This is a genomic window from Marinobacter sp. C1S70, from assembly GCF_000475355.1.
Classification (GTDB): domain Bacteria; phylum Pseudomonadota; class Gammaproteobacteria; order Pseudomonadales; family Oleiphilaceae; genus Marinobacter; species Marinobacter nauticus.
In genome coordinates this window covers 84,930-103,508 of record NZ_AXBW01000015.1, presented here as the reverse complement: position 1 = coordinate 103,508, position 18,579 = coordinate 84,930, and the positions used below count along the sequence as shown (strand labels likewise).

Sequence of the window (18,579 nt, the reverse complement as noted above, 5' to 3'; positions counted from 1 at the left end):
TGTGTTCTCCCTTGTGAATGCGTTAGGATGACTGGCATTTATGGATTCATGACAGGCGTTTAACTCTACGTGTACTGGAAAACAGATACCATAGAAATACCGAATTGGGACAGACATTCCCTGCTGGACCGTCTGGAACCGTTTGATCCGTCCGCCAGCCGGGAACTGAGTTCCGAGATGGAGGCGTATTGCCGGTTCTATGGCCTTGATCTTTGGGTTGAGCATCCGGATGTGGTCTACCATCAGGGGTACATCTGTGCCGAGCGGCATGAAGTGATGGTGCATTACTTCCGGCTGCCGGAGAGCGCCAGCCCGAAAGGCACGGTGTTCATTCTGCATGGTTATTTTGATCATGTGGGTTTGTATACCCAATTGATTGACCGCTGTCTTGGTGCAGGCTTCGATGTTCTGGCCTACGATCAGCCCGGGCACGGATTGTCGAGTGGTACGCCGGCCGCCATTGGCAGTTTCCTGGAGTACCAGGCCGTACTGTCGGAAGTAATGGCGAAGGTCAGGGACAAGATTCGGGGGCCCTGGTACGCAGTGGGGCAGAGTACGGGTGGCGCAATATTGATTGACTACCTGCTGTCGAACCACCACAACCGGGAGTCCTCGGCGTTCCGCAAAGTGGTGTTGCTGGCGCCACTGGTAAGGCCTATGGGCTGGCTGGGGGCAAAGATTCTCCACAGTCTGGTCAAACCGTTCCTGACTCGCTGGAAACGGGTATTCGGCCCGAACAGTGGCGATACCCGCTTTCTTCGGTTCCTGCGGGAACACGACCCGTTGCAGGCAAGAGCGGTTCATGTCGATTGGGTGACTGCATTGCGACAATGGGTGCCGCACATTGAGTCGGCGAGGCCGGTGGATTTTCCGGTCACCGTGGTGCAGGGTGAGAAGGATCTGACGGTAGACTGGCAGCACAATCTGAGGATTATCCGGAATAAATTTTCCTCAGTGAAGGAACGAAGAATACCGGACGGTCGTCATCATCTTGTGAACGAAGCGCAGGATTTGCAGGCGACGGTATTCAATACCATTATCGATACATTCTCGGAGTAAGCAGTGGCTGTAGTGCCAAAAGCTCCGGACCAACGATTACAGAAGCGGGAGAAGACAGTGAAAAAGACAATTCTTGCCTTTGCGGTAGCAACTGTTGGCCTGAGTGGCTGTATGACCTATGACCCGTATACCGGGGAAGAGAAAACTTCGAATGCCACCAAGGGCAGTATTATTGGCGCGATCGGTGGTGCTGCTATTGGCGCAGCAACCTCCAGCAGCAGTGATCGTGGCAAAGGCGCACTGATTGGTGCCGCTGGCGGTGCGGCCGTGGGTGGCGGTATCGGCTACTACATGGATCGCCAGGAGGCCCAGCTGCGCCAGAAGCTGGAAGGTACCGGTGTTCGCGTCGTCCGTAATGGTGACCAGATCGACCTGATCATGCCGGGTAACATCACTTTTGATACCGACCAGTCCACCATCCGTTCCGGTTTTACCGGCACTCTTGAGTCTGTGGCTCTGGTTCTGAAAGAGTTCGACAAAACCATCATCCAGATTGAAGGCCATACTGACAGCACCGGTTCAGACAGCTACAACCAGCTGTTGAGCGAGCGTCGCGCGTCTTCTGTCCGTGACTTCCTGTTGAATCAGGGCATTGAGCCCCGTCGTACCCGGGCCACCGGTTATGGCGAGCGCTACCCGATTGCTTCCAACGATACGGCTGCGGGTCGTGAGCAGAACCGTCGCGTTGAGCTGACACTGGTGCCGATGCAGTAATAACCTGCTCAGCATTCAACAAAAAAGCCCCGGTTTATGCCGGGGCTTTTTGCTTTATGGCAGGAGCAATCAGTTGGTATTGCTCGGCAGCCATTCGTCGATTCGCTTCTTCAGATCCTCCAGCTGATCTTCGCCGGAGTCCTTGAGTTCGCCCAGTTTGCTTCGGGCAGTCTCGATGTGGTCTTCAACGGCCTGAATGCGCTCTGAAAACTCTCTCTGAATTTCGGCTTCCGCTTGGTCATCCTTTGCCTTGGCCATCTTTTCGTCGGCTTCGGCACGCAGGCTGTCGATCTGTTTGCTCCAGTACTCGGTCTGGGTTTCCAGTTTCTTCTGCAGAGATTCCTTCAAGGACATAATTACCTCCATGCTGGGCCTGTTCCGGCCCGGTTTGAATGACTGGTACTTTTAGCATGGCTACGTATGGCCGAATCTCAAGGGCGGCAGCATGAAGTTTTGTTGAAATGCGGCGTTGTGGCCCGAAATGGCATAAAAAAACCGGAGCTCCCAGGGGGATGCTCCGGTTCTTGAAGGCAGCTGTCTGTCAGAACAGTACGCGGCAGCGAATAGTGCCTTTTACCTGGCGGAGCTTTTCCAGCGCCAGCTCACCGTAGGCCTTGTCCACATCGACCACCACATAACCAATATCTTCCTTGGTTTGCAGGTACTGGCCACAGACGTTGATGCCGTTTTCGGAGAACACCTGGTTGATTTCCGACATTACGCCCGGCACGTTCTCGTGAATGTGCAGCAGGCGGTGCTGGTTCGGGTGCGACGGCAGCGCCACTTCCGGGAAGTTCACCGAAGAAACGGAGGTGCCGTTGTCGCTGTACATGGCCAGCTTCTCGGCCACTTCGCGCCCGATGTTTTCCTGGGCTTCAATGGTTGAGCCACCCACGTGCGGAGTCAGGATGCAGTTGTCGAACTCGCGCAGTGGAGAGACAAACTCTTCGTCGTTGGACTTGGGCTCCACCGGGAATACGTCGATGGCTGCGCCCAGCAGTTTACCGGAACTCAGCGCATCGGCCAGGGCGTCGATATCCACCACGGTACCGCGGGAAGCGTTCATCAGAATGCTGCCCGGCTTCATCTGGGCAAACTGCTCGGCCTTGAACATGTATTTGGTCGCCGGAGTCTCCGGTACGTGCAGGGAAACCACATCGGAAATGTTCAGCAGTTCCTGCAGCGTGCCCACTTGCGTGGCGTTACCAATCGGCAGTTTGGAAACCACGTCGTAGAAATAGACGTCCATTCCCAGGCTTTCGGCCAGCACGCTGAACTGGGTGCCGATGTTGCCGTAACCGATGATGCCAAGCTTCTTGCCACGAATCTCGTAGCTGTTCTTGGCGGATTTCAGCCACTCGCCACGGTGGGCTTTGGCGTTCTTTTCCGGCACGCCGCGCAGCAGCAGGATGGCCTGGGCCAGAACCAGTTCTGCCACGGAACGGGTGTTGGAGAAAGGCGCGTTGAACACGGCCACGCCACGGCGGGTCGCGGCCTGCAGGTCTACCTGGTTGGTGCCGATACAGAAGCAGCCCACAGCCACCAGCTTCCTGGCGGCTTCAAATACTTTCTCGGTCAACTGGGTGCGAGAGCGGATACCAACGAAGTGCGCATCGGCAATCTTCTCGATCAGCTCTTCCTCACCCAATGAATGGGTCAGATACTCGATATTGGTGTAACCCGCGGCATTCAGGGTATCAATGGCAGATTGATGCACGCCTTCCAGCAGCAGGATCCGGATTTTGCTCTTTTCGAGAGACGTATTTGACATGGGCTTGCTTCCGAACCTTTCGTCACGTGAAATGACCTGCAGCCAGGGATCGTCGGCCTGGCTCACAGAACAGGGGCGGTATGATACCATAAACGCAGATTTTCACAGCGCGCCGGTTTGCCTGAATCAATTCTTTGTGAGTGATCTCTGAACAGGCCCTGGCCCAACTTCGAAGAGACTGACACATCCATGAGTTCCGAACAGATCATCGCTTCCCTTAAAGAGCTGGTTGCCACCTCCGAAAACCCGGGCAAGGTTCTCACCGATCCTGCGGATCTGGACAATTACGGCAAGGACTGGACCAAAATCTACCCGCCCAAGCCGCTGGCCATTGTCCTGCCGAAAACCACGGAGCAGGTGCAGGCGCTGGTGAAGTTTGCCAATGACAATCAGGTGGCTCTGGTACCTTCGGGCGGACGTACCGGCCTGAGTGCAGGCGCCGTGGCCGCCAATGGCGAAGTGGTGGTAGCGTTCGACAACATGAACCAGATTCTGGATTTCAACGCCAGTGATCGCACCGTACGTTGCCAGGCCGGGGTGGTGACCGAGCAACTGCAGACCTTTGCCGAAGAAAACGGCCTGTACTATCCGGTGGATTTTGCCTCCGCCGGGTCGAGCCAGCTCGGTGGCAACCTGTCCACCAATGCCGGCGGCATCAAGGTCATTCGCTGGGGCATGAGCCGGGACTGGGTTGCCGGACTGAAAGTGGTGACCGGTAAAGGTGATGTGCTGGATCTGAACAAGGATCTGGCCAAGAACAACACCGGCTACGATCTGCGACATCTGTTCATCGGTGCCGAGGGCACCCTGGGTTTCATTACCGAAGCCACCATGAAGCTTACCCGCAAGCCGGACGACCTGACCGTGCTGGTGCTGGGCCTGAATGACCTCACCAACACCATGGATGTCTTGCAGGCTTTCCAGAAAAAACTGGATCTGACCGCCTACGAGTTTTTCTCTCACCAGGCCATGGGGCATGTACTGGCCCACGGCCAGGTTCAGGCACCGTTCGAGACCGAGGCGCCATATTATGCGTTGCTGGAGTTCGAGGCTGTTTCTGATCAGGTGATGGACGATGCCATGGCACTGTTTGAGCAGTGTGTGGAAGAAGGTTGGGTGCTGGATGGTGTCATCAGCCAGAGTGAAACCCAGGCACAGAACCTTTGGCAGCTGCGTGAGCGGATTTCCGAATCCATCGCGCCGCGAATTCCCTACAAGAACGATATTTCGGTGGTGGTTTCCAAGGTGCCGGGCTTCCTCCAGGAAATCGACAACGTGGTTACCGAACACTACCCGGACTTCGAGATCATCTGGTTCGGCCACATTGGTGACGGCAACCTGCACCTGAACATCCTCAAACCGGAGGACATGGCGAAGGAAGATTTCTTCGAAAAATGCCAGCAGGTGAACAAGTGGGTATTTGAAATTGTCGAGCGTTATCAGGGCAGTGTCTCTGCTGAGCACGGTGTGGGCATGACCAAGAAACCCTACCTGCAGTACACCCGCAGCGAGGCGGAAATTGCCTACCTGCGCGGTATCAAGCAGGTATTCGACCCCAATAACATCATGAATCCGGGTAAGATCTTCGACTGATGCAAGAGCACATTGTCGTACTCACTGGCGCTGGAATCAGCGCCGAAAGCGGCCTCTCCACCTTCCGGGACAACGGTGGGCTGTGGGAGCAGCACAGTGTGTACGACGTGGCCACGCCGGAGGCGTTCGAGCGCAACCGGGATCTGGTGCTGAGGTTCTATAACGAGCGCAGGCGGCAACTTCAAACCGTTGAGCCCAATCCTGCGCACCGCTTGCTGGCGGAGCTGGAAAGCCGTTTTCAGGTGACCGTGGTCACCCAGAATGTGGACGACCTGCATGAGCGCGGCGGTTCCAGCAATGTGCTGCACCTGCACGGTGAACTCACCAAGGCCCGCAGTTCCGCCTATCCGGACCTCATTTACGACATCGGCTACAACGACATCAATCCCGGGGATACCTGTGATCGCGGTGCCCAGCTTCGGCCCCATATCGTCTGGTTCGGCGAAGAAGTCCCGATGCTGGATGCGGCGGCAGAGGTGGTGCGCACCGCAGACCAGCTGCTGATTGTGGGTACGTCGCTGCAGGTATATCCTGCGGCGGGGCTGATCTACGAGGTGGACATTGATGTGCCCATCACGGTGATTGATCCTGGCGAACCTGCGTCCGTCTCCCGGGCACGGGTGATTCGCAAAGGGGCCTCGGAAGGGGTGCGGGAGTGGGTTTCGCGTTATTTGTGAACTTGGCGTTAGCCTCGGAGGTATTTCTCCAGTTCACTTCTGAATGCTGCCTGGACACCTAAGCGTTTTAGCATCCAGTAATGCCCCGCAATCATCCGGTCTATGAAAATACTCTCGACCGGTGGTTTGAAGTAATCCAGGTATTTGAACACCGTGCTGGTTTTGGCGGCCACGTGTTTATGGATATCGGCCTCGGCGAAGTCGTAGGGCTCATCGTTCAGGAACGGGATGATCAGGATATCCCTCCACATGGCGTAATAGGCTTCATCGACCGCCGGTTGGCTGTCCACGCGAGCGCCCAGGTCGATCAGGTACTGGTCCAGGGCCTGGTAGTCCTCATCCAGCGCTGCGATCAAGGCTTTGCGGTAGGCTTCGACAATCTCCGGTTTGAGTTTCTTCACGCAGCCGAAGTCATACATGATAATGGTGCCATCCGGCCGGTAGGCGAAATTGCCCGCGTGAGGGTCGCCGTGAATGCACTGGAACCGGAACAGCTGATCGGCCATGATCGTGAAAATCCGGTGGCCAATCAGGTTGAGGGTTTCCTGGGAGTAGTGTTCCGGCGTGACCTTGCTGACGTGGTCGCCCTCCACCAGCCCCAGGGTCAGGACCCGACGGGTTGAATGGCTGTCGACCACCTCCGGGATGATCACCCACGGCTGATCTTTGTGGAATTCGTGGAACAGCTTGAGGTTTCGCGCCTCGTTCTCGTAATCCAGCTCTTCCTTCAGTCGCACCCGGATTTCGCCGAACAGCTGGTCAACCGTCTCCTTGGGCATTTTCAGCAGGCCGCCGAGCTTCAGGGCCAGTCGTAGCTGTTTGAGGTCGGAGTCGCAGGATTCATCCACGCCGGGGTATTGCACTTTCACGATCACATCCGTGCCATCGTGCAGGCGGGCGCGGTGTACCTGGCCGATGGAGGCAGAGGCGTAGGGTGTTTCCTGCAGGTATTCAAACAGCTCGCCAACCGGCTTGCCCAGCTCACTTTCCACCTGTTCCAGAATCACCTCGAATGGCATCGGTGGTGCTTCTTTCTGGAGTTTTTCCAGCGCGTCCGAGAATTCTTTGGGCAGGAAGTCCTGGGTCTGGGAGGCTATCTGCCCCACCTTCATCACCGCCCCCTTGAGCTCGCCCAGGGTATCGGCAATTTGCCCGGCCATCCGGGTGTAGCTTTCGCTCTGGGCGCCTTCGTCATTTTCGGTGCGGAACATGCGCCGCGCTCTCTGGCCGGCGTACTGGCCCGCCACCGTGGCGGTCATGCCTGCGAGTTTGAAGAAGCGTCCTGTGCGTGAAGTAACGGGTTTCCTGGCCATGGTAGTGCCTGTTCTACGGGAAGTTTGCAGCTCGTCTGAATATCCGTATCCGTGTTGCGTTCAGACCACTGTGGTCTCCACAAATAACACATCTTCCAGCTCCAGGGACAGAGTCTGGCCGCTGACAAGCGGGCCAACGCCTTTGGGCGTGCCAGTCAGCACCACATCGCCGGGTAACAGGGTGAACTGGGTGCTCATATGAGCAATCAGGGGCACGATCGGGTTCAGCATGTCGCCGGTATTCCCGGTCTGCTGGCGCTGGCCGTCGATATCCAGTGTGAAGTTCAGGTTGCCCTTGGCAAGTTGGTCGGCGGCAACGAACGGTGAAAGCGGGCAGGCGCCGTCGAAGGCCTTTGCGCGCTCCCAGGGGTGTCCCTTTTCTTTCAGGCTGCTTTGCACGTCCCGCAAGGTGAGGTCCAGGGCCAGGCCATAACCGAGAATGGCACTTTCCACTTCGCTGGCGGAGGCATTGGTCAGGGGGCGGCCGATAAGTACGGCCAGTTCGGTTTCAAAGTGCACCGCACCCTGGCCTCTGGGGTAGACCAGCGGGCGGGTGATATGAACCGCTGCGGTGGAGGGTTTGATAAACAGTAGCGGTTCTTCCGGTACCGGGTTGTTCAGCTCCCGGGCGTGTTCGGCGTAGTTGCGCCCCACACAAACGATTTTGCCAAGGGGAAGATGAACCGGTGTTCCATCTTTCCAGTGATGCTGATAATCGCCCATGGTGGCGCCTCCGCTCAGTCTCCTTCGAATGAGCAGACAGTATAAACCTGCAGACCTTCTTCCTGCAGCTTGCGTGAGCCACCCAGATCCGGCAGATCAATCATGGCTGCGACCTCTACGATTTCAGCACCGATACGGCGGATCAGACGGGTTGCGGCCAGCATGGTGCCGCCAGTGGCAATCAGATCGTCCACCAGGATGACCTTGTCGCCGGGTTTGAAAGCGTCTTCGTGTAGCTCGACGGAAGCCGTGCCGTATTCCAGTTCGTAGTCTTCCACCAGGGTGTCGAAGGGCAGTTTGCCCTTCTTGCGCACGAGTACCAGAGAGGCATTCAGCTCGTAGGCCAGCGCCGAGCCAATAATGAAGCCTCGGGCATCGACGGCGGCAACCGCATCAATGTGCTGGCCATGGTAGCGATGGACAAAGGCATCGATCAGTTTACGAAATGCCGTTTTGTCCTGAAGGACCGTGGTGATGTCCCGGAAGGAGACGCCGGGTTTGGGCCAGTCCGGCACAGTGCGGATGGCTTTCTTGATGCTCTCGGAAAAATAGTCCATGGGCGGATCCGGTGATTACTCTGGGCGCCGCTCAGGCGGCGTCCAGGAACATGAATTTCAGAACAAATACAACGGCAATGGTAACGACACTGGCGTTAAGATCGGACCAGCGGCCAGACAACGCCTTGATCACGGCGTAGGTGATGAAACCCAGGGCAATGCCGTTTGCAATAGAGAAGGTCAGCGGCATGGTCAGTGCCGTGACGATCGCTGGTGCGGCGTCGGTGATGTCATCCCAATCGATCAGTTTGAGGCCGCTTGCCATCAGCACGGCGACGTAGAACAGGGCCGGTGCGGTCGCATAGGCAGGGATGATGCTCGCGATCGGTGACAGCAGCAAACAGGCGAGGAAAAGCAGGGCGACGACAACCGCCGTCAGTCCTGTGCGACCACCGGCGGAAATGCCAGCGGTTGATTCGATATAGCTGGTGGTGGTTGAGGTACCCAGGGCTGCGCCTGACATGGTTGCGACGGAATCCGACATCAGAGCTCGTCCGAGACGGGGCAGCTTGCCATCTTTATCCAGCAATCCACCACGCTGGGCTGCTCCGATCAGGGTGCCGGAGGTATCGAAAAGATCCACGAACAGAAAGGCAAAGATAATGCTGATCATGCCAACATTCAGTGCGCCGGCCAGATCAAGTTGCATAAAGGTGGGGGCAAGGCTGGGTGGGGCAGACACAAAACCTTTGTATTCCACCATGCCAAGCATCATGGCGGCCACGGTAACAGCAAGGATGCCGATCATCACGGCGCCAGTGATTCTGCGGAATGAAAGTGCACAGATCAGTACGAATCCTGCGAAGAACAGCAGGCTCTCAGCCACTTTGATGTCGCCCAGACCCACAAGGGTCGCAGGGTTATCTACCACGATGCCGGCGTTTTTCAGTGCGATCAGAGCAAGAAAGAATCCGATGCCGGCAGAAATGCCAAAGCGTAAGGACATCGGAATGCTGTTGATGATCCATTCCCGGATCTTGACCACACTCAGAATGAAGAAAATAAACCCGGAGAGAAAGACAGCGCCCAGCGCCACTTCCCAGCTGTATCCCATACTGCCGACGACCGTGAACGAGAAAAAAGCGTTCAGGCCCATGCCGGGGGCCAGGGCAATTGGATAGTTTGCCCAGAGGCCCATAATCAGCGTACCGATGGTTGCGGCCAGACAGGTAGCCACGAAAACGGCTCCGAAATCCATGCCGGTGGACGACAGGATGCTGGGGTTGACCACGATGATGTAGGCCATGGTCAGGAAGGTGGTAATGCCAGCTACCACTTCTTTACGGACAGTGGTGCCGTGGGCCTGGAGTTGGAACAGTCGTTCAAGCATGACTTGGGTCTGCCTCTAGAATGCCTGGATTAGGGAGTTTGAAAGTCAGTTTGCGTGCGGAAAACGTGAATTGGGTGAAAAAACGGCAATGTTACCGGCTCAGGCGCCTCACGCCAAGGGATGATTCAGAGTTCAGTTCAGCATCTGGTCTCGTTGCAGGCGGATATCAAAGCGCACCGCGAGCATGCGAACAATCACGATAAACAGCAGGCCAATAGTCAGCGCCATGGATTCGCTCTCCAGCAACCACTGGCACACAAAGTACAGCCAGCAACCGGCGAAGGCGATAGAGGCGTAGATCTGGTCCTTGCGGAAAATAAAGGGAACTTCGTTGCACAGGGTGTCACGCAGGGCGCCGCCGAAGCAGCCTGTCATTACACCCAGCATGGAAGCGATAAACCAGGAGTGGCCCAGATCGAGAGCCAGTTGCGCACCGAGAATGGAAAAAATGCCAAGGCCGATGGCGTCCGGGAAGACGATTCTCGATTCTTTCAGGGAATGGGCCCGGCTCCAGTAGCTGAACACGATTGCCATGGCCAGGATCATGATCGGCTGCTCCTGGTGCTTGATCCAGTACAGCGGGTGATTGTCCATGATCAGATCCCGCAATGTGCCGCCACCCAGAGCGGTAATAAAACCGATGGCAAACACACCCACCGGATCCATGTTTTTGGACCGGGCGACGATCATGCCGGAAATGGCAAACGCCACAACGCCAATCATTTCAAGAGTATAGATGATGTCAAACATGGGGCGGCTCTGATCTGACGAAATTCGGTCCGGGGCGAGGGTGAAAGGCTGGAAGAATAGCGGAATTCGTCACGGGATTCATCTTCAGGCGTTGATGGCCGATTCAGCCAATGTGATCTGTTGCGCGACAGTTACGCGTATCACTGCCTTGTTTCCCGTTTGATTGATCCGGAGTACTGCAATATGGCCCTGATGCGACTCGCCTACGCCAGCGAAGCAACGTTTGAAGCCCAGCCCCTGGAAAAGGGTGTCGAACCCCACGTGGCCAGAATTCTCATGGTGTCCCGAAGAAATAACGGTCGGGCAGGCCTGGTCGGTGGCTTGTATTATGGCGACAACCGGTTTTTCCAGTACCTTGAGGGCGAGGAAGAATTTGTCCGGGAAACCTTCGAACGAATCCGCCAGGACTCTCGTCACCGCAATATCCGCATGCTGATTGAAGAGCCGCTGGACGTCCCGACCTTCTCCAACTGGTCGATGAAGTATGTACCCCTGTCATCCGACGTGCAGGCCTTTCTGGACAAGCACCAGTTACCGGACTTCAACCCGGCGGCGTTCTCCAGCCACCAGTGTGAGGAAATGATTGACCTGATTCGGCGCTCCAGCGAAGACCAGAAACTGGTCAATCACGACGAAGACAGCCCAGCCCGGGTTCAACACTCACAAACCCTGTCTCCCGGTGTCAGGTATGGGCTTCTGGCCGCCGGTGTGATGGTCATCGTCGCTGTGGTAGCGGGCGCTGTACTGTTCTGAATCCGCCGGTTTATCAGCCGGGCTTATTGCCATGAATAAGCAGCCTTGATTTGCTTCACGGGCCCTGTGCGTTTAGGTTGATCCGGGTCAATTACAACATCAAATCAGACCCGCCCTGACGCCATCGGGGTAAGACAGACAGCCCAGGAGCAACCATGAAAGCCATTCTGTGCAAAGACTATGGCCCGGCAGAGAATCTGGTCATCGAAGACATTGCCAGCCCGGATGTAAAAGGCAGCGGCGTAAAAATCCGGGTCAAGGCTGCAGGCCTGAACTTCCCGGACACCCTGATCATTCAGGGCAAATACCAGTTCCAGCCGCCCATGCCGTTTTCCCCCGGTGGCGAACTGTCCGGTGAAGTGCTTGAAGTGGGCGAAAAAGTCAGCCGTTTCAAACCCGGAGACCGGGTAGCCGCTCTGACCGGCTGGGGTGCGTTTGCCGAAGAAGTGGTTGCTCCGGAATCCAACCTGTTGCCAATTCCGGACTCTATGTCCGATGAGAAAGCAGCGGCTTTCATGATGGTGTATGGCACCTCCTATTATGCGCTGAAACAGCGAGGCAACCTGCAGCCCGGCGAAACCCTGCTGGTACTCGGTGCCAGCGGTGGTGTTGGCCTGGCAGCGGTGGAGCTGGGCAAGGCTATGGGCGCGAAAGTGATCGCGGCGGCCAGCTCTGCTGAAAAACTCGCGGTGGCCAGGGAAGCCGGTGCTGATGAACTGGTGAATTACACCGAGGAATCGCTGAAAGATGCGGTGAAGAAACTGACCAAGGGCAAAGGTGTGGATGTGATCTACGACCCGGTCGGCGGAGATTTCACCGAACAGGCCCTGCGCACCATGGGCTGGAACGGCCGCCATCTGGTGATCGGCTTTGCCGCAGGGGATATCCCCAAGATTCCTGCGAACCTGACGCTGCTCAAGGGCTGTTCTGTGGTAGGTGTATTCTGGGGTAGCTTCACCCAGCGCGAGCCGCAGACCAGCGCCCAGAACATGATGGAGCTGTTGCAGATGTATGCCGACGGCAAGATCGATCCCAAGGTCAGCGAGGTTTTCCCGTTCGAGGAATATGCGGCGGCGCTTGGGGCACTCACGGGGCGTCGGGCCACTGGCAAGATCGTTTTGCGGGTTGAAGAATAGTTCTTGGAGCCTGAGGGATAGCCTCCCTCCTAGCCTTTAGGTTTCGGTGTGGGCCGCGCTGGGGAACGCTTCCAAAAAACCGCTACAAGCACATCCATGTGCGCTTATTTCGGGCCATCCATGGCCCTCAAAATTTTTTGGAAGCGTTCCCCATCACGGCCGGTCAGCTTCACAGTAATAGTCAGGGAGAAAAGCTAGGTTTTTCAGTAAACTGACTATCACTCCTTGGCTCGGAAGTGAGTGCGGGGTGCCCCTCCCAAAAATGTCGGAGGCCATGGATGGCCGGAGAGAAGCGCACATGGATGTGCTTGTAGCGGTTTTTGGGAGGGGCACCCCGTACTCACTGTCACCAAGCGTTGCAGGCTAGGTTATGAGGCCCCTCTCCAAAAGTCAGGATCAAAACCGAACATCCCCCGAATCAATATCCGAGACTAGCTCCGGAGTCAGCAAAGTATAACCGGACGAACCGGGCAGCCAGGCGTACACATCGTCTTCCGACCGCTCCAGAGAATAGCCGAGCTTCTGGATGTCCACCTTCCGGTACTTGAACGTTCCCGTCTTCTCGATGGCATTGGTCACCCGCACAAACACCGGCACCGCATAGGCCGGCAGATTCTCCTGCAGATAGTCAAACAGCTTGTTGATATCGAAGGACGAACCATTGGACTGAGGCACCAGCGTTACCATGCCCGCCTTGCCGTTGGTTTTGGGAATCTCGACACCGTACACAATGGCTTCCTCCACCATGGCGGAGCCATCAATGATATTTTCCACCTCCGTTGTCGACACGTTCTCTCCCTTCCAGCGGAAGGTGTCGCCCATGCGATCGACAAACTGCAGGTGACGGCAGCCGATTTCTTTTAATACATCACCGGTATTGAACCAGGCATCGCCTTTCTTGAAGCCATCGCGCAGGATGGATTTCTCGGTGGCTTCCTTCTGGGTGTATCCCTCGAATGCCCACTTCTTGTTGATCTCCCCGATCAACAGGCCGGGCTGGCCTTTTTCCACTTCCTCCAGACGGCCCTTGTCGTTGCGGATCGGGTCCCGGGTGCCTTCGTGGTACTTGACCAGTTTGTAGGGCGCGGTGGAGAAGCCCACGGTGTTGTCCATGTTGAAAAAGTTGCTGAAGCCGATATTGCCTTCTGATGAGGCATACAGTTCAGCCACCTTGTCGATGCCAAAACGTTCCTTGAATTCTTTCCAGATGGAGGGGCGCAGGCCGTTGCCGATCATTTTGGTCAGGCCGTGGTTGCGGTCCTGGCTGCTGGGAGGTTGATTCAGCAGGTAGCGGCACAGTTCGCCCACGTAGCCGAAGGTGGTGGCGTTGTAGCGTCGGACGTCGTCCCAGAAGGCGCTGGCGGAGAATTTTCGGCGCAGTGCGATGGCAGAGCCACCGGCGAGGACCGAGCCCCAACACACCAGCAGGGCGGTGCCATGATACAGCGGCAGCGTACAATACAGGACGTCTTCCGGTTCCATGGCCAGGGAGAGCATGCCAAAGCCGCCGTAGGCTTTGATAAATTTGCGATGTGAACCGGGCGCCGCCTTGGGCAGGCCGGTGGTGCCTGAGGTGTAAAGATACACGGCGGTATCGCCCATGGTTACCGGGTTGCTCAGGACCGGTCGGGTTGAGGGCCGGCGGCTGACTTCCAGGGCCAGATTGACGTAGCCCTCCGGCGCGTCACTAAAGGTGTTCAGAGTGTTGCCGTCGTGCAGGTAGAGCAGGGGATGCGTGTGCCGGAGCTGAACCTCTCCACGAACCGACTCGGCATTGTCGATCAGTTCGCTACCAACCACCAGCAGTCGTGGCTCGATCAGGTTGATACTGTGGGCCAGCACTTTGCCTTTCTGGGAGGTGTTCAGCATGGCGCAGGCCACGCCGACCTTGGCTGCGCCAACCACGGTCGCCAGTAGTTCCGGTCGGTTTTCCAGCAGTACCGCAATGGCATCGCCCTTTACCAGCCCCTGATCTTTCAGGTAATGGGCAATTCGATTGCTCCAGGCATCCAGTTCTGCCCAGGTAATGCTGCGATCATCGAAGAGAATGGCAGGGCGCGTGGGGTGTTTGTCAGCGTTGCGCTCTACCAGCTTGCCAAGGGTCAGCTCTTTTTTGTCGTCCTTTACCCGGTAGTAGTAAAGCCCTTTTGCCACGAAGGGAAATTTTTTCAGAACCGTGGGCAGGCTGCGCATGATGTCGCGTGCGGTTACGATGTCTTGGCTCATGGTGCGTCCGTTTCAGTCGTCATTGTCTTTGTAGGTTTTGAACCGCGGACCAACCCATTGCTCCGCGGCTAATCCAGGAACAGATCCGGCAGCAGCGGCTTGTCGCCTGCGGCATACCGGTAGTGTTCGAAGTCCTTCACGCCATCCTGACGAAGTACATCCTCGTCAATCAGCGCTTGCCCGGTCAGTTCGTCCGCACTGCGGGACAGTATGCTGACCGCAGCATCGGCCATGATTTCCGGCTTTCGTCCCTGCGCCATCAATTGAGGTCCGCCCACTTCGTGTTCTATGGCGGCAGTGGCAATCAGAGTCTTTGGCCACAGGCAGTTCACGGCAATGCCATAGCGTCGGAACTCCTCGGCCATGCCCATGCTGAGCATGGTCATTCCGTATTTTGTGGTGGTGTATGGCCCGTACTGGGAAAACCACCGGGTATTCAGGTTCAGCGGCGGCGACAGGCTGAGAATGTGGCCACCGGATTCCTTCAGCCAGGGCAGGGCCGCCTGACTGCAGGTGAATACGGCCCGGGCGTTGACCTGATGCATCAGGTCGTATCGGCTCACTTTCAGGTTTTCGACACCGGTCAGGCGTATCGCCCCGGCGTTGTTCACCAGGGCATCGATACCGCCAAAATAACCGGCGGCTTCGTCTATTCGCTGGCGGACCTGTCGTTCATCCCGCACGTCCAGTACCAGCGGTAGCGCCTGGCCTCCGGCGTTGCGAATTTCCTCAGCGACCGTGTGGATGGTGCCGGGTAGTTTCGGATGCGGGGTATCGGTTTTCGCTGCAATGACCACGTTGGCGCCTTCCCGGGCACAGGCCAGGGCAATGGCCCGGCCGATTCCCCGGCTGCCGCCGGTTATAAACACTGTGCGCTGCTGTAGCCGGCTCATGATGCTGCCTCCTCAGTGGACTGCACGTCTGCCAGAAGTTGGCCACGCTTGACCTGGTCTCCTTTGCGGGCGAGCAACTGGCCAACGGTGCCCCTGCGATCCGCCTTAACCGGATGCTCCATTTTCATGGCTTCCAGAATCACCAGGGTCTGGCCCTGTTCCACCTGATCTCCCTCTGCCACCAGTACATCAATAATGGCACCGTCCATAGTGGCCTGGACCTTGCCGCTGCCGGTGCCCAGGGCACCTTGGGCGGGTTGGTGCGTAATATCCCGAACGCACCAGGAACGGCCGAACGCCTGCAAATATAGGGAATCTCCGCTCCGGTAGTATTGGCACCGCTGACGAACCCCGTTGTCGATAATGCACAGCAGGCCTGGTTCCTGGCTTTGCAGTTGCAATTCATAGTGTTCTTCGCCGTGGGCCACCAGCAGTTTGTGGCCACTGTGCCGAACCAGCAGTTCCACGGATTCGTCCCGGGCCTCAAGCTTCATCGGCATGACGGTGGCGGGGGCGTTACTCCAGCCTTTCTGGGCGGATTGGCCGAGGCTCAATGCGCAGGCGCTCAGGGCCAGCTCGCGGATGGTGAGCGGCTGGGGCGCCAGTGACGGATCATTCTTGAAGGCCTGCTGCAGGAAGGCCGTGGTGGCTTCACCGGCACCAAAGGTGTCATCGGCGATGATGCGGCTGAGGAAATGGCGGTTGGTGGTCACACCAAAGACTGTGGTGTCTTCCAGCGCCCGGATCAGGCGGCGACGGGCTTCGTCCCGGTTCTGGCCCCAGGCGATGACTTTCGCCAGCATGGGATCGTAGTGGGGGCTGACCACGTCACCGGAGCGCACGCCGGTATCAAACCGCAGGCCTTCGCCTTCGGCCGGGGTGAACTGGTGCAGGGTACCGGTTTGCGGGGTGAAACCACTGGCCGGGTCTTCGGCGTAAAGTCGCACTTCGATGGCGTGGCCATTGAGTTGGATGTCATCCTGGGCCAGAGGCAGCGGGCGGCCTTCAGCGACCATCAACTGCCAGGCCACCAGATCCTGGCCGGTAATCAGTTCGGTGACCGGATGTTCTACCTGCAGGCGAGTGTTCATTTCCAGGAAGTAGAAATTGCGGTCTTTGTCGACCAGGAATTCCACGGTACCGGCGCCCTCGTAACCGCAGGCCAGGGCCGCTTTGACAGCAGCTTCGCCCATGGCCTTACGCAGTTCCGGGGTGACAAAAGGTGAGGGCGCTTCTTCAACCACTTTCTGGTGCCGGCGCTGTACGGAGCAGTCCCGCTCGCCCAGGTAAACGGCGTTGCCGTGGTGGTCTGCGAAAACCTGGATTTCCACGTGCCGGGGTTCGATGACCGCTTTTTCGATGATCAGTTCGTCGTCACCGAAGGCCTGTTTGGCTTCTGAGCGGGCCCTTTTAATGTTGTCGGCCAACTCGCTCTCGCTCTCGACCAGGCGCATGCCCCGGCCACCGCCACCTGCGGAGGCTTTGAGCATGAGGGGGTAGCCGATGTCCTGGGCTGCGGCGATGAGTTCATCATCACTAGCGTTGTTGCCTTCGTAGCCAGGGACTACGGGCACGCCGGCTTCCTGCATGGCGATTTTCGAGCGGCGTTTGCTGCCCATGAGTTCAATGGCGTTTTCGGGCGGGCCTACAAAGGTGAGGCCGGCCTGTTTGACGGCTTTGGCGAAGCCGGAGTTTTCAGAGAGGAAGCCGTAGCCCGGGTGGATGCAGTCGGCGCCTGCTTTCCTTGCGGCATCGAGGATGGCGTCGGCGTTGAGGTAGGAGGCGGCAACCTGTGCCGGGCCGATGCAGACGGCTTCGTCGGCTTGTTCAACGTGCAGGGCGTTGGCGTCGGCTTCGGAGTAGACGGCAACGGTTCGGTAGCCCAGCGCCTTGGCTGTACGGATGACCCTGACGGCGATTTCGCCTCGGTTAGCGATGAGTAGTTTTTTTAGCATACGCGTTATCTACCTTGTTACTGGACCGCCCCAGGTTGGTGTTCGTCCGCACCACTGGCGGGATAAGCCTCCGGAAAACCGCTACGAGCACATCCCTGTGCGCTTCTCTCAGGCCATCCTTGGCCTTCGAAATTTTCCGGAGGCTTATCCCGCCAGTGGCGCTCCCGCGACCTTGGGTGTTTGCCTGCCCAATGATTGTTGAGTGGCTTGTTTTAATATTTGTTTTCGTTAACTCTCGGCCCACTTTGGCTCACGCTTTTGCATGAACGCCATAGTGCCTTCCGTGCCCTCGGGCCCCCGGATGGCGGCCGCGAATTTTTCAGCGGCGTCATCGAGTAAACCGGCCATGGCTTCATGTCCCACCCGATGCAGTAAGGCCTTGGTTTCTGCCGTGGCATCGGGGGCGCACAGGCGTACCCGTTCCAGAGCCTGGTTCAGCATGTCGCTTAGCTGTTCTTCGGATTCCGCAACCTGGTGAACGATGCCGAGTTTGCAGGCTTCCGTTGCGTCGATTCTCAAACCTAGCAGCGCCAATCGACGGGCCTGGGTCAGGCCGATGCGTTCGACAACGAACGGGGCGATCTGGGCCGGGATGACGCCGAGGGTGGTTTCCGGCATACCGAATTTGGCAGTCGGGCCGGCGATGGCCAGGTCGGAGACGCAGGCCAGGCCGAAGCCGCCGCCCATGACGGCGCCTTCGGTGATGGCGATGACGACTTTGGAGGATTCGTTGACTTGCTGGATCATCTGGCCGAAGGCGCGGTTGAGTTTGTAGAACGGGTCATCGCGGCCTTCGCCAGCTTTCTGGCTCCGGGCGCCGGCCATGTCTTTGATATCGCCGCCGGCGCAGAAATGTCCACCTGCGCCGCGGATGACGGCGGCGCGGATGCTGATGTCGTTTTCGATCTCGCTGAAGATGGTGGACAACTCAGCGACCATCTGCAGACTCATGGCGTTGCGGACGTCGGGGCGGTTGATGGTGATGAACAGGGTGGGGCCCTGTTTTTCAAGAATCAGGGTTTCGCACTGGGGTAGCTGTTCCATAAAAAGGCTCCGTTTTCGGGCGGCAATCGGGTACCAGTCGCAACGTTCGGGGCCTTGGGGGCAGGTAGGGCTTTCCGGGACTGTC

Annotated in this window: 17 protein-coding genes; 6 read left to right on the top strand and 11 right to left on the bottom strand. The window is 57.6% G+C overall.

Features of this window, described 5'->3' with window-relative positions:
* The first annotated feature begins 69 nt into the window (after positions 1-69).
* Both Q669_RS04985 and Q669_RS04980 read left to right on the top strand, forming a co-directional pair.
* Positions 70-1,059, top strand: coding sequence for an alpha/beta hydrolase (locus Q669_RS04985; RefSeq protein ID WP_011786266.1), 990 nt, complete (start codon positions 70-72; stop codon positions 1,057-1,059).
* 57 nt (positions 1,060-1,116) lie between these two features.
* Entirely contained in the window at positions 1,117-1,773 is a 657-nt protein-coding gene (locus Q669_RS04980) for an OmpA family protein (protein WP_014422186.1), read from the top strand.
* Positions 1,774-1,842: 69 nt separating this feature from the next.
* On the opposite strand, the gene Q669_RS04975 is transcribed toward Q669_RS04980, so the two are convergent.
* Both Q669_RS04975 and serA read right to left on the bottom strand, forming a co-directional pair.
* On the bottom strand, positions 1,843-2,127 hold the full coding sequence (locus tag Q669_RS04975; protein ID WP_011786264.1) for a hypothetical protein: 285 nt from the start codon (positions 2,125-2,127) through the stop codon (positions 1,843-1,845).
* Between the two features lie 187 nt (positions 2,128-2,314).
* Positions 2,315-3,544, bottom strand: a complete 1,230-nt coding sequence (serA, locus tag Q669_RS04970; RefSeq protein WP_011786263.1) for a phosphoglycerate dehydrogenase — start codon at positions 3,542-3,544, stop codon at positions 2,315-2,317.
* A gap of 189 nt (positions 3,545-3,733) precedes the next feature.
* Between serA and Q669_RS04965 the strand changes: the two genes are divergently transcribed.
* Positions 3,734-5,137: an FAD-binding oxidoreductase gene (locus Q669_RS04965; RefSeq protein ID WP_014422184.1), complete on the top strand. Its 1,404-nt coding sequence runs from the start codon at positions 3,734-3,736 to the stop codon at positions 5,135-5,137.
* A complete protein-coding gene (locus tag Q669_RS04960; RefSeq protein WP_022991439.1) occupies positions 5,137-5,814 on the top strand; it encodes an SIR2 family NAD-dependent protein deacylase in 678 nt (225 codons plus the stop codon). The genes Q669_RS04965 and Q669_RS04960 overlap by 1 nt, the downstream gene beginning before the upstream one ends.
* Positions 5,815-5,822: 8 nt before the next feature.
* Here the strand turns inward: Q669_RS04960 and Q669_RS04955 are convergent, their stop codons facing one another.
* From Q669_RS04955 to Q669_RS04935, 5 genes are all read right to left on the bottom strand, one after another.
* Positions 5,823-7,127 (bottom strand): ABC1 kinase family protein, encoded by a 1,305-nt coding sequence (locus Q669_RS04955; RefSeq protein ID WP_011786260.1) that lies wholly within the window; start codon positions 7,125-7,127, stop codon positions 5,823-5,825.
* A 60-nt stretch (positions 7,128-7,187) separates the two neighbouring features.
* The gene (locus tag Q669_RS04950; protein ID WP_022991437.1) at positions 7,188-7,850 is read right to left on the bottom strand and encodes a fumarylacetoacetate hydrolase family protein; all 663 of its coding nucleotides are present in this window, start codon (positions 7,848-7,850) and stop codon (positions 7,188-7,190) included.
* A gap of 14 nt (positions 7,851-7,864) precedes the next feature.
* Positions 7,865-8,407 (bottom strand): adenine phosphoribosyltransferase, encoded by a 543-nt coding sequence (locus tag Q669_RS04945; protein ID WP_011786258.1) that lies wholly within the window; start codon positions 8,405-8,407, stop codon positions 7,865-7,867.
* Between the two features lie 31 nt (positions 8,408-8,438).
* A complete protein-coding gene (locus Q669_RS04940; RefSeq protein WP_011786257.1) occupies positions 8,439-9,737 on the bottom strand; it encodes an NCS2 family permease in 1,299 nt (432 codons plus the stop codon).
* A 132-nt stretch (positions 9,738-9,869) separates the two neighbouring features.
* Positions 9,870-10,487: a trimeric intracellular cation channel family protein gene (locus Q669_RS04935; protein ID WP_011786256.1), complete on the bottom strand. Its 618-nt coding sequence runs from the start codon at positions 10,485-10,487 to the stop codon at positions 9,870-9,872.
* 183 nt (positions 10,488-10,670) lie between these two features.
* Here Q669_RS04935 and Q669_RS04930 point away from each other — a divergent pair, with 183 nt between their 5' ends.
* On the top strand, positions 10,671-11,240 hold the full coding sequence (locus tag Q669_RS04930; protein ID WP_011786255.1) for a BLUF domain-containing protein: 570 nt from the start codon (positions 10,671-10,673) through the stop codon (positions 11,238-11,240).
* 155 nt (positions 11,241-11,395) lie between these two features.
* Positions 11,396-12,376: an NADPH:quinone oxidoreductase family protein gene (locus tag Q669_RS04925; RefSeq protein WP_022991436.1), complete on the top strand. Its 981-nt coding sequence runs from the start codon at positions 11,396-11,398 to the stop codon at positions 12,374-12,376.
* Positions 12,377-12,772: 396 nt separating this feature from the next.
* On the opposite strand, the gene Q669_RS04920 is transcribed toward Q669_RS04925, so the two are convergent.
* From Q669_RS04920 to Q669_RS04905, 4 genes are all read right to left on the bottom strand, one after another.
* Positions 12,773-14,602 carry a long-chain-acyl-CoA synthetase gene (locus tag Q669_RS04920; protein ID WP_022991435.1) on the bottom strand — a complete coding sequence of 610 codons (1,830 nt, stop codon included), beginning with the start codon at positions 14,600-14,602 and terminating at the stop codon, positions 12,773-12,775.
* A gap of 68 nt (positions 14,603-14,670) precedes the next feature.
* Complete coding sequence (locus tag Q669_RS04915; protein ID WP_011786252.1) at positions 14,671-15,495, bottom strand: SDR family oxidoreductase; 825 nt, start codon at positions 15,493-15,495, stop codon at positions 14,671-14,673.
* A complete protein-coding gene (locus tag Q669_RS04910) occupies positions 15,492-17,450 on the bottom strand; it encodes an acetyl/propionyl/methylcrotonyl-CoA carboxylase subunit alpha (RefSeq protein WP_022991434.1) in 1,959 nt (652 codons plus the stop codon). Before Q669_RS04910 ends, Q669_RS04915 begins: the two co-directional genes overlap by 4 nt.
* A 228-nt stretch (positions 17,451-17,678) precedes the next feature.
* Positions 17,679-18,494, bottom strand: coding sequence for an enoyl-CoA hydratase/isomerase family protein (locus tag Q669_RS04905; RefSeq protein WP_022991433.1), 816 nt, complete (start codon positions 18,492-18,494; stop codon positions 17,679-17,681).
* Between the last annotated feature and the right edge of the window lie 85 nt (positions 18,495-18,579).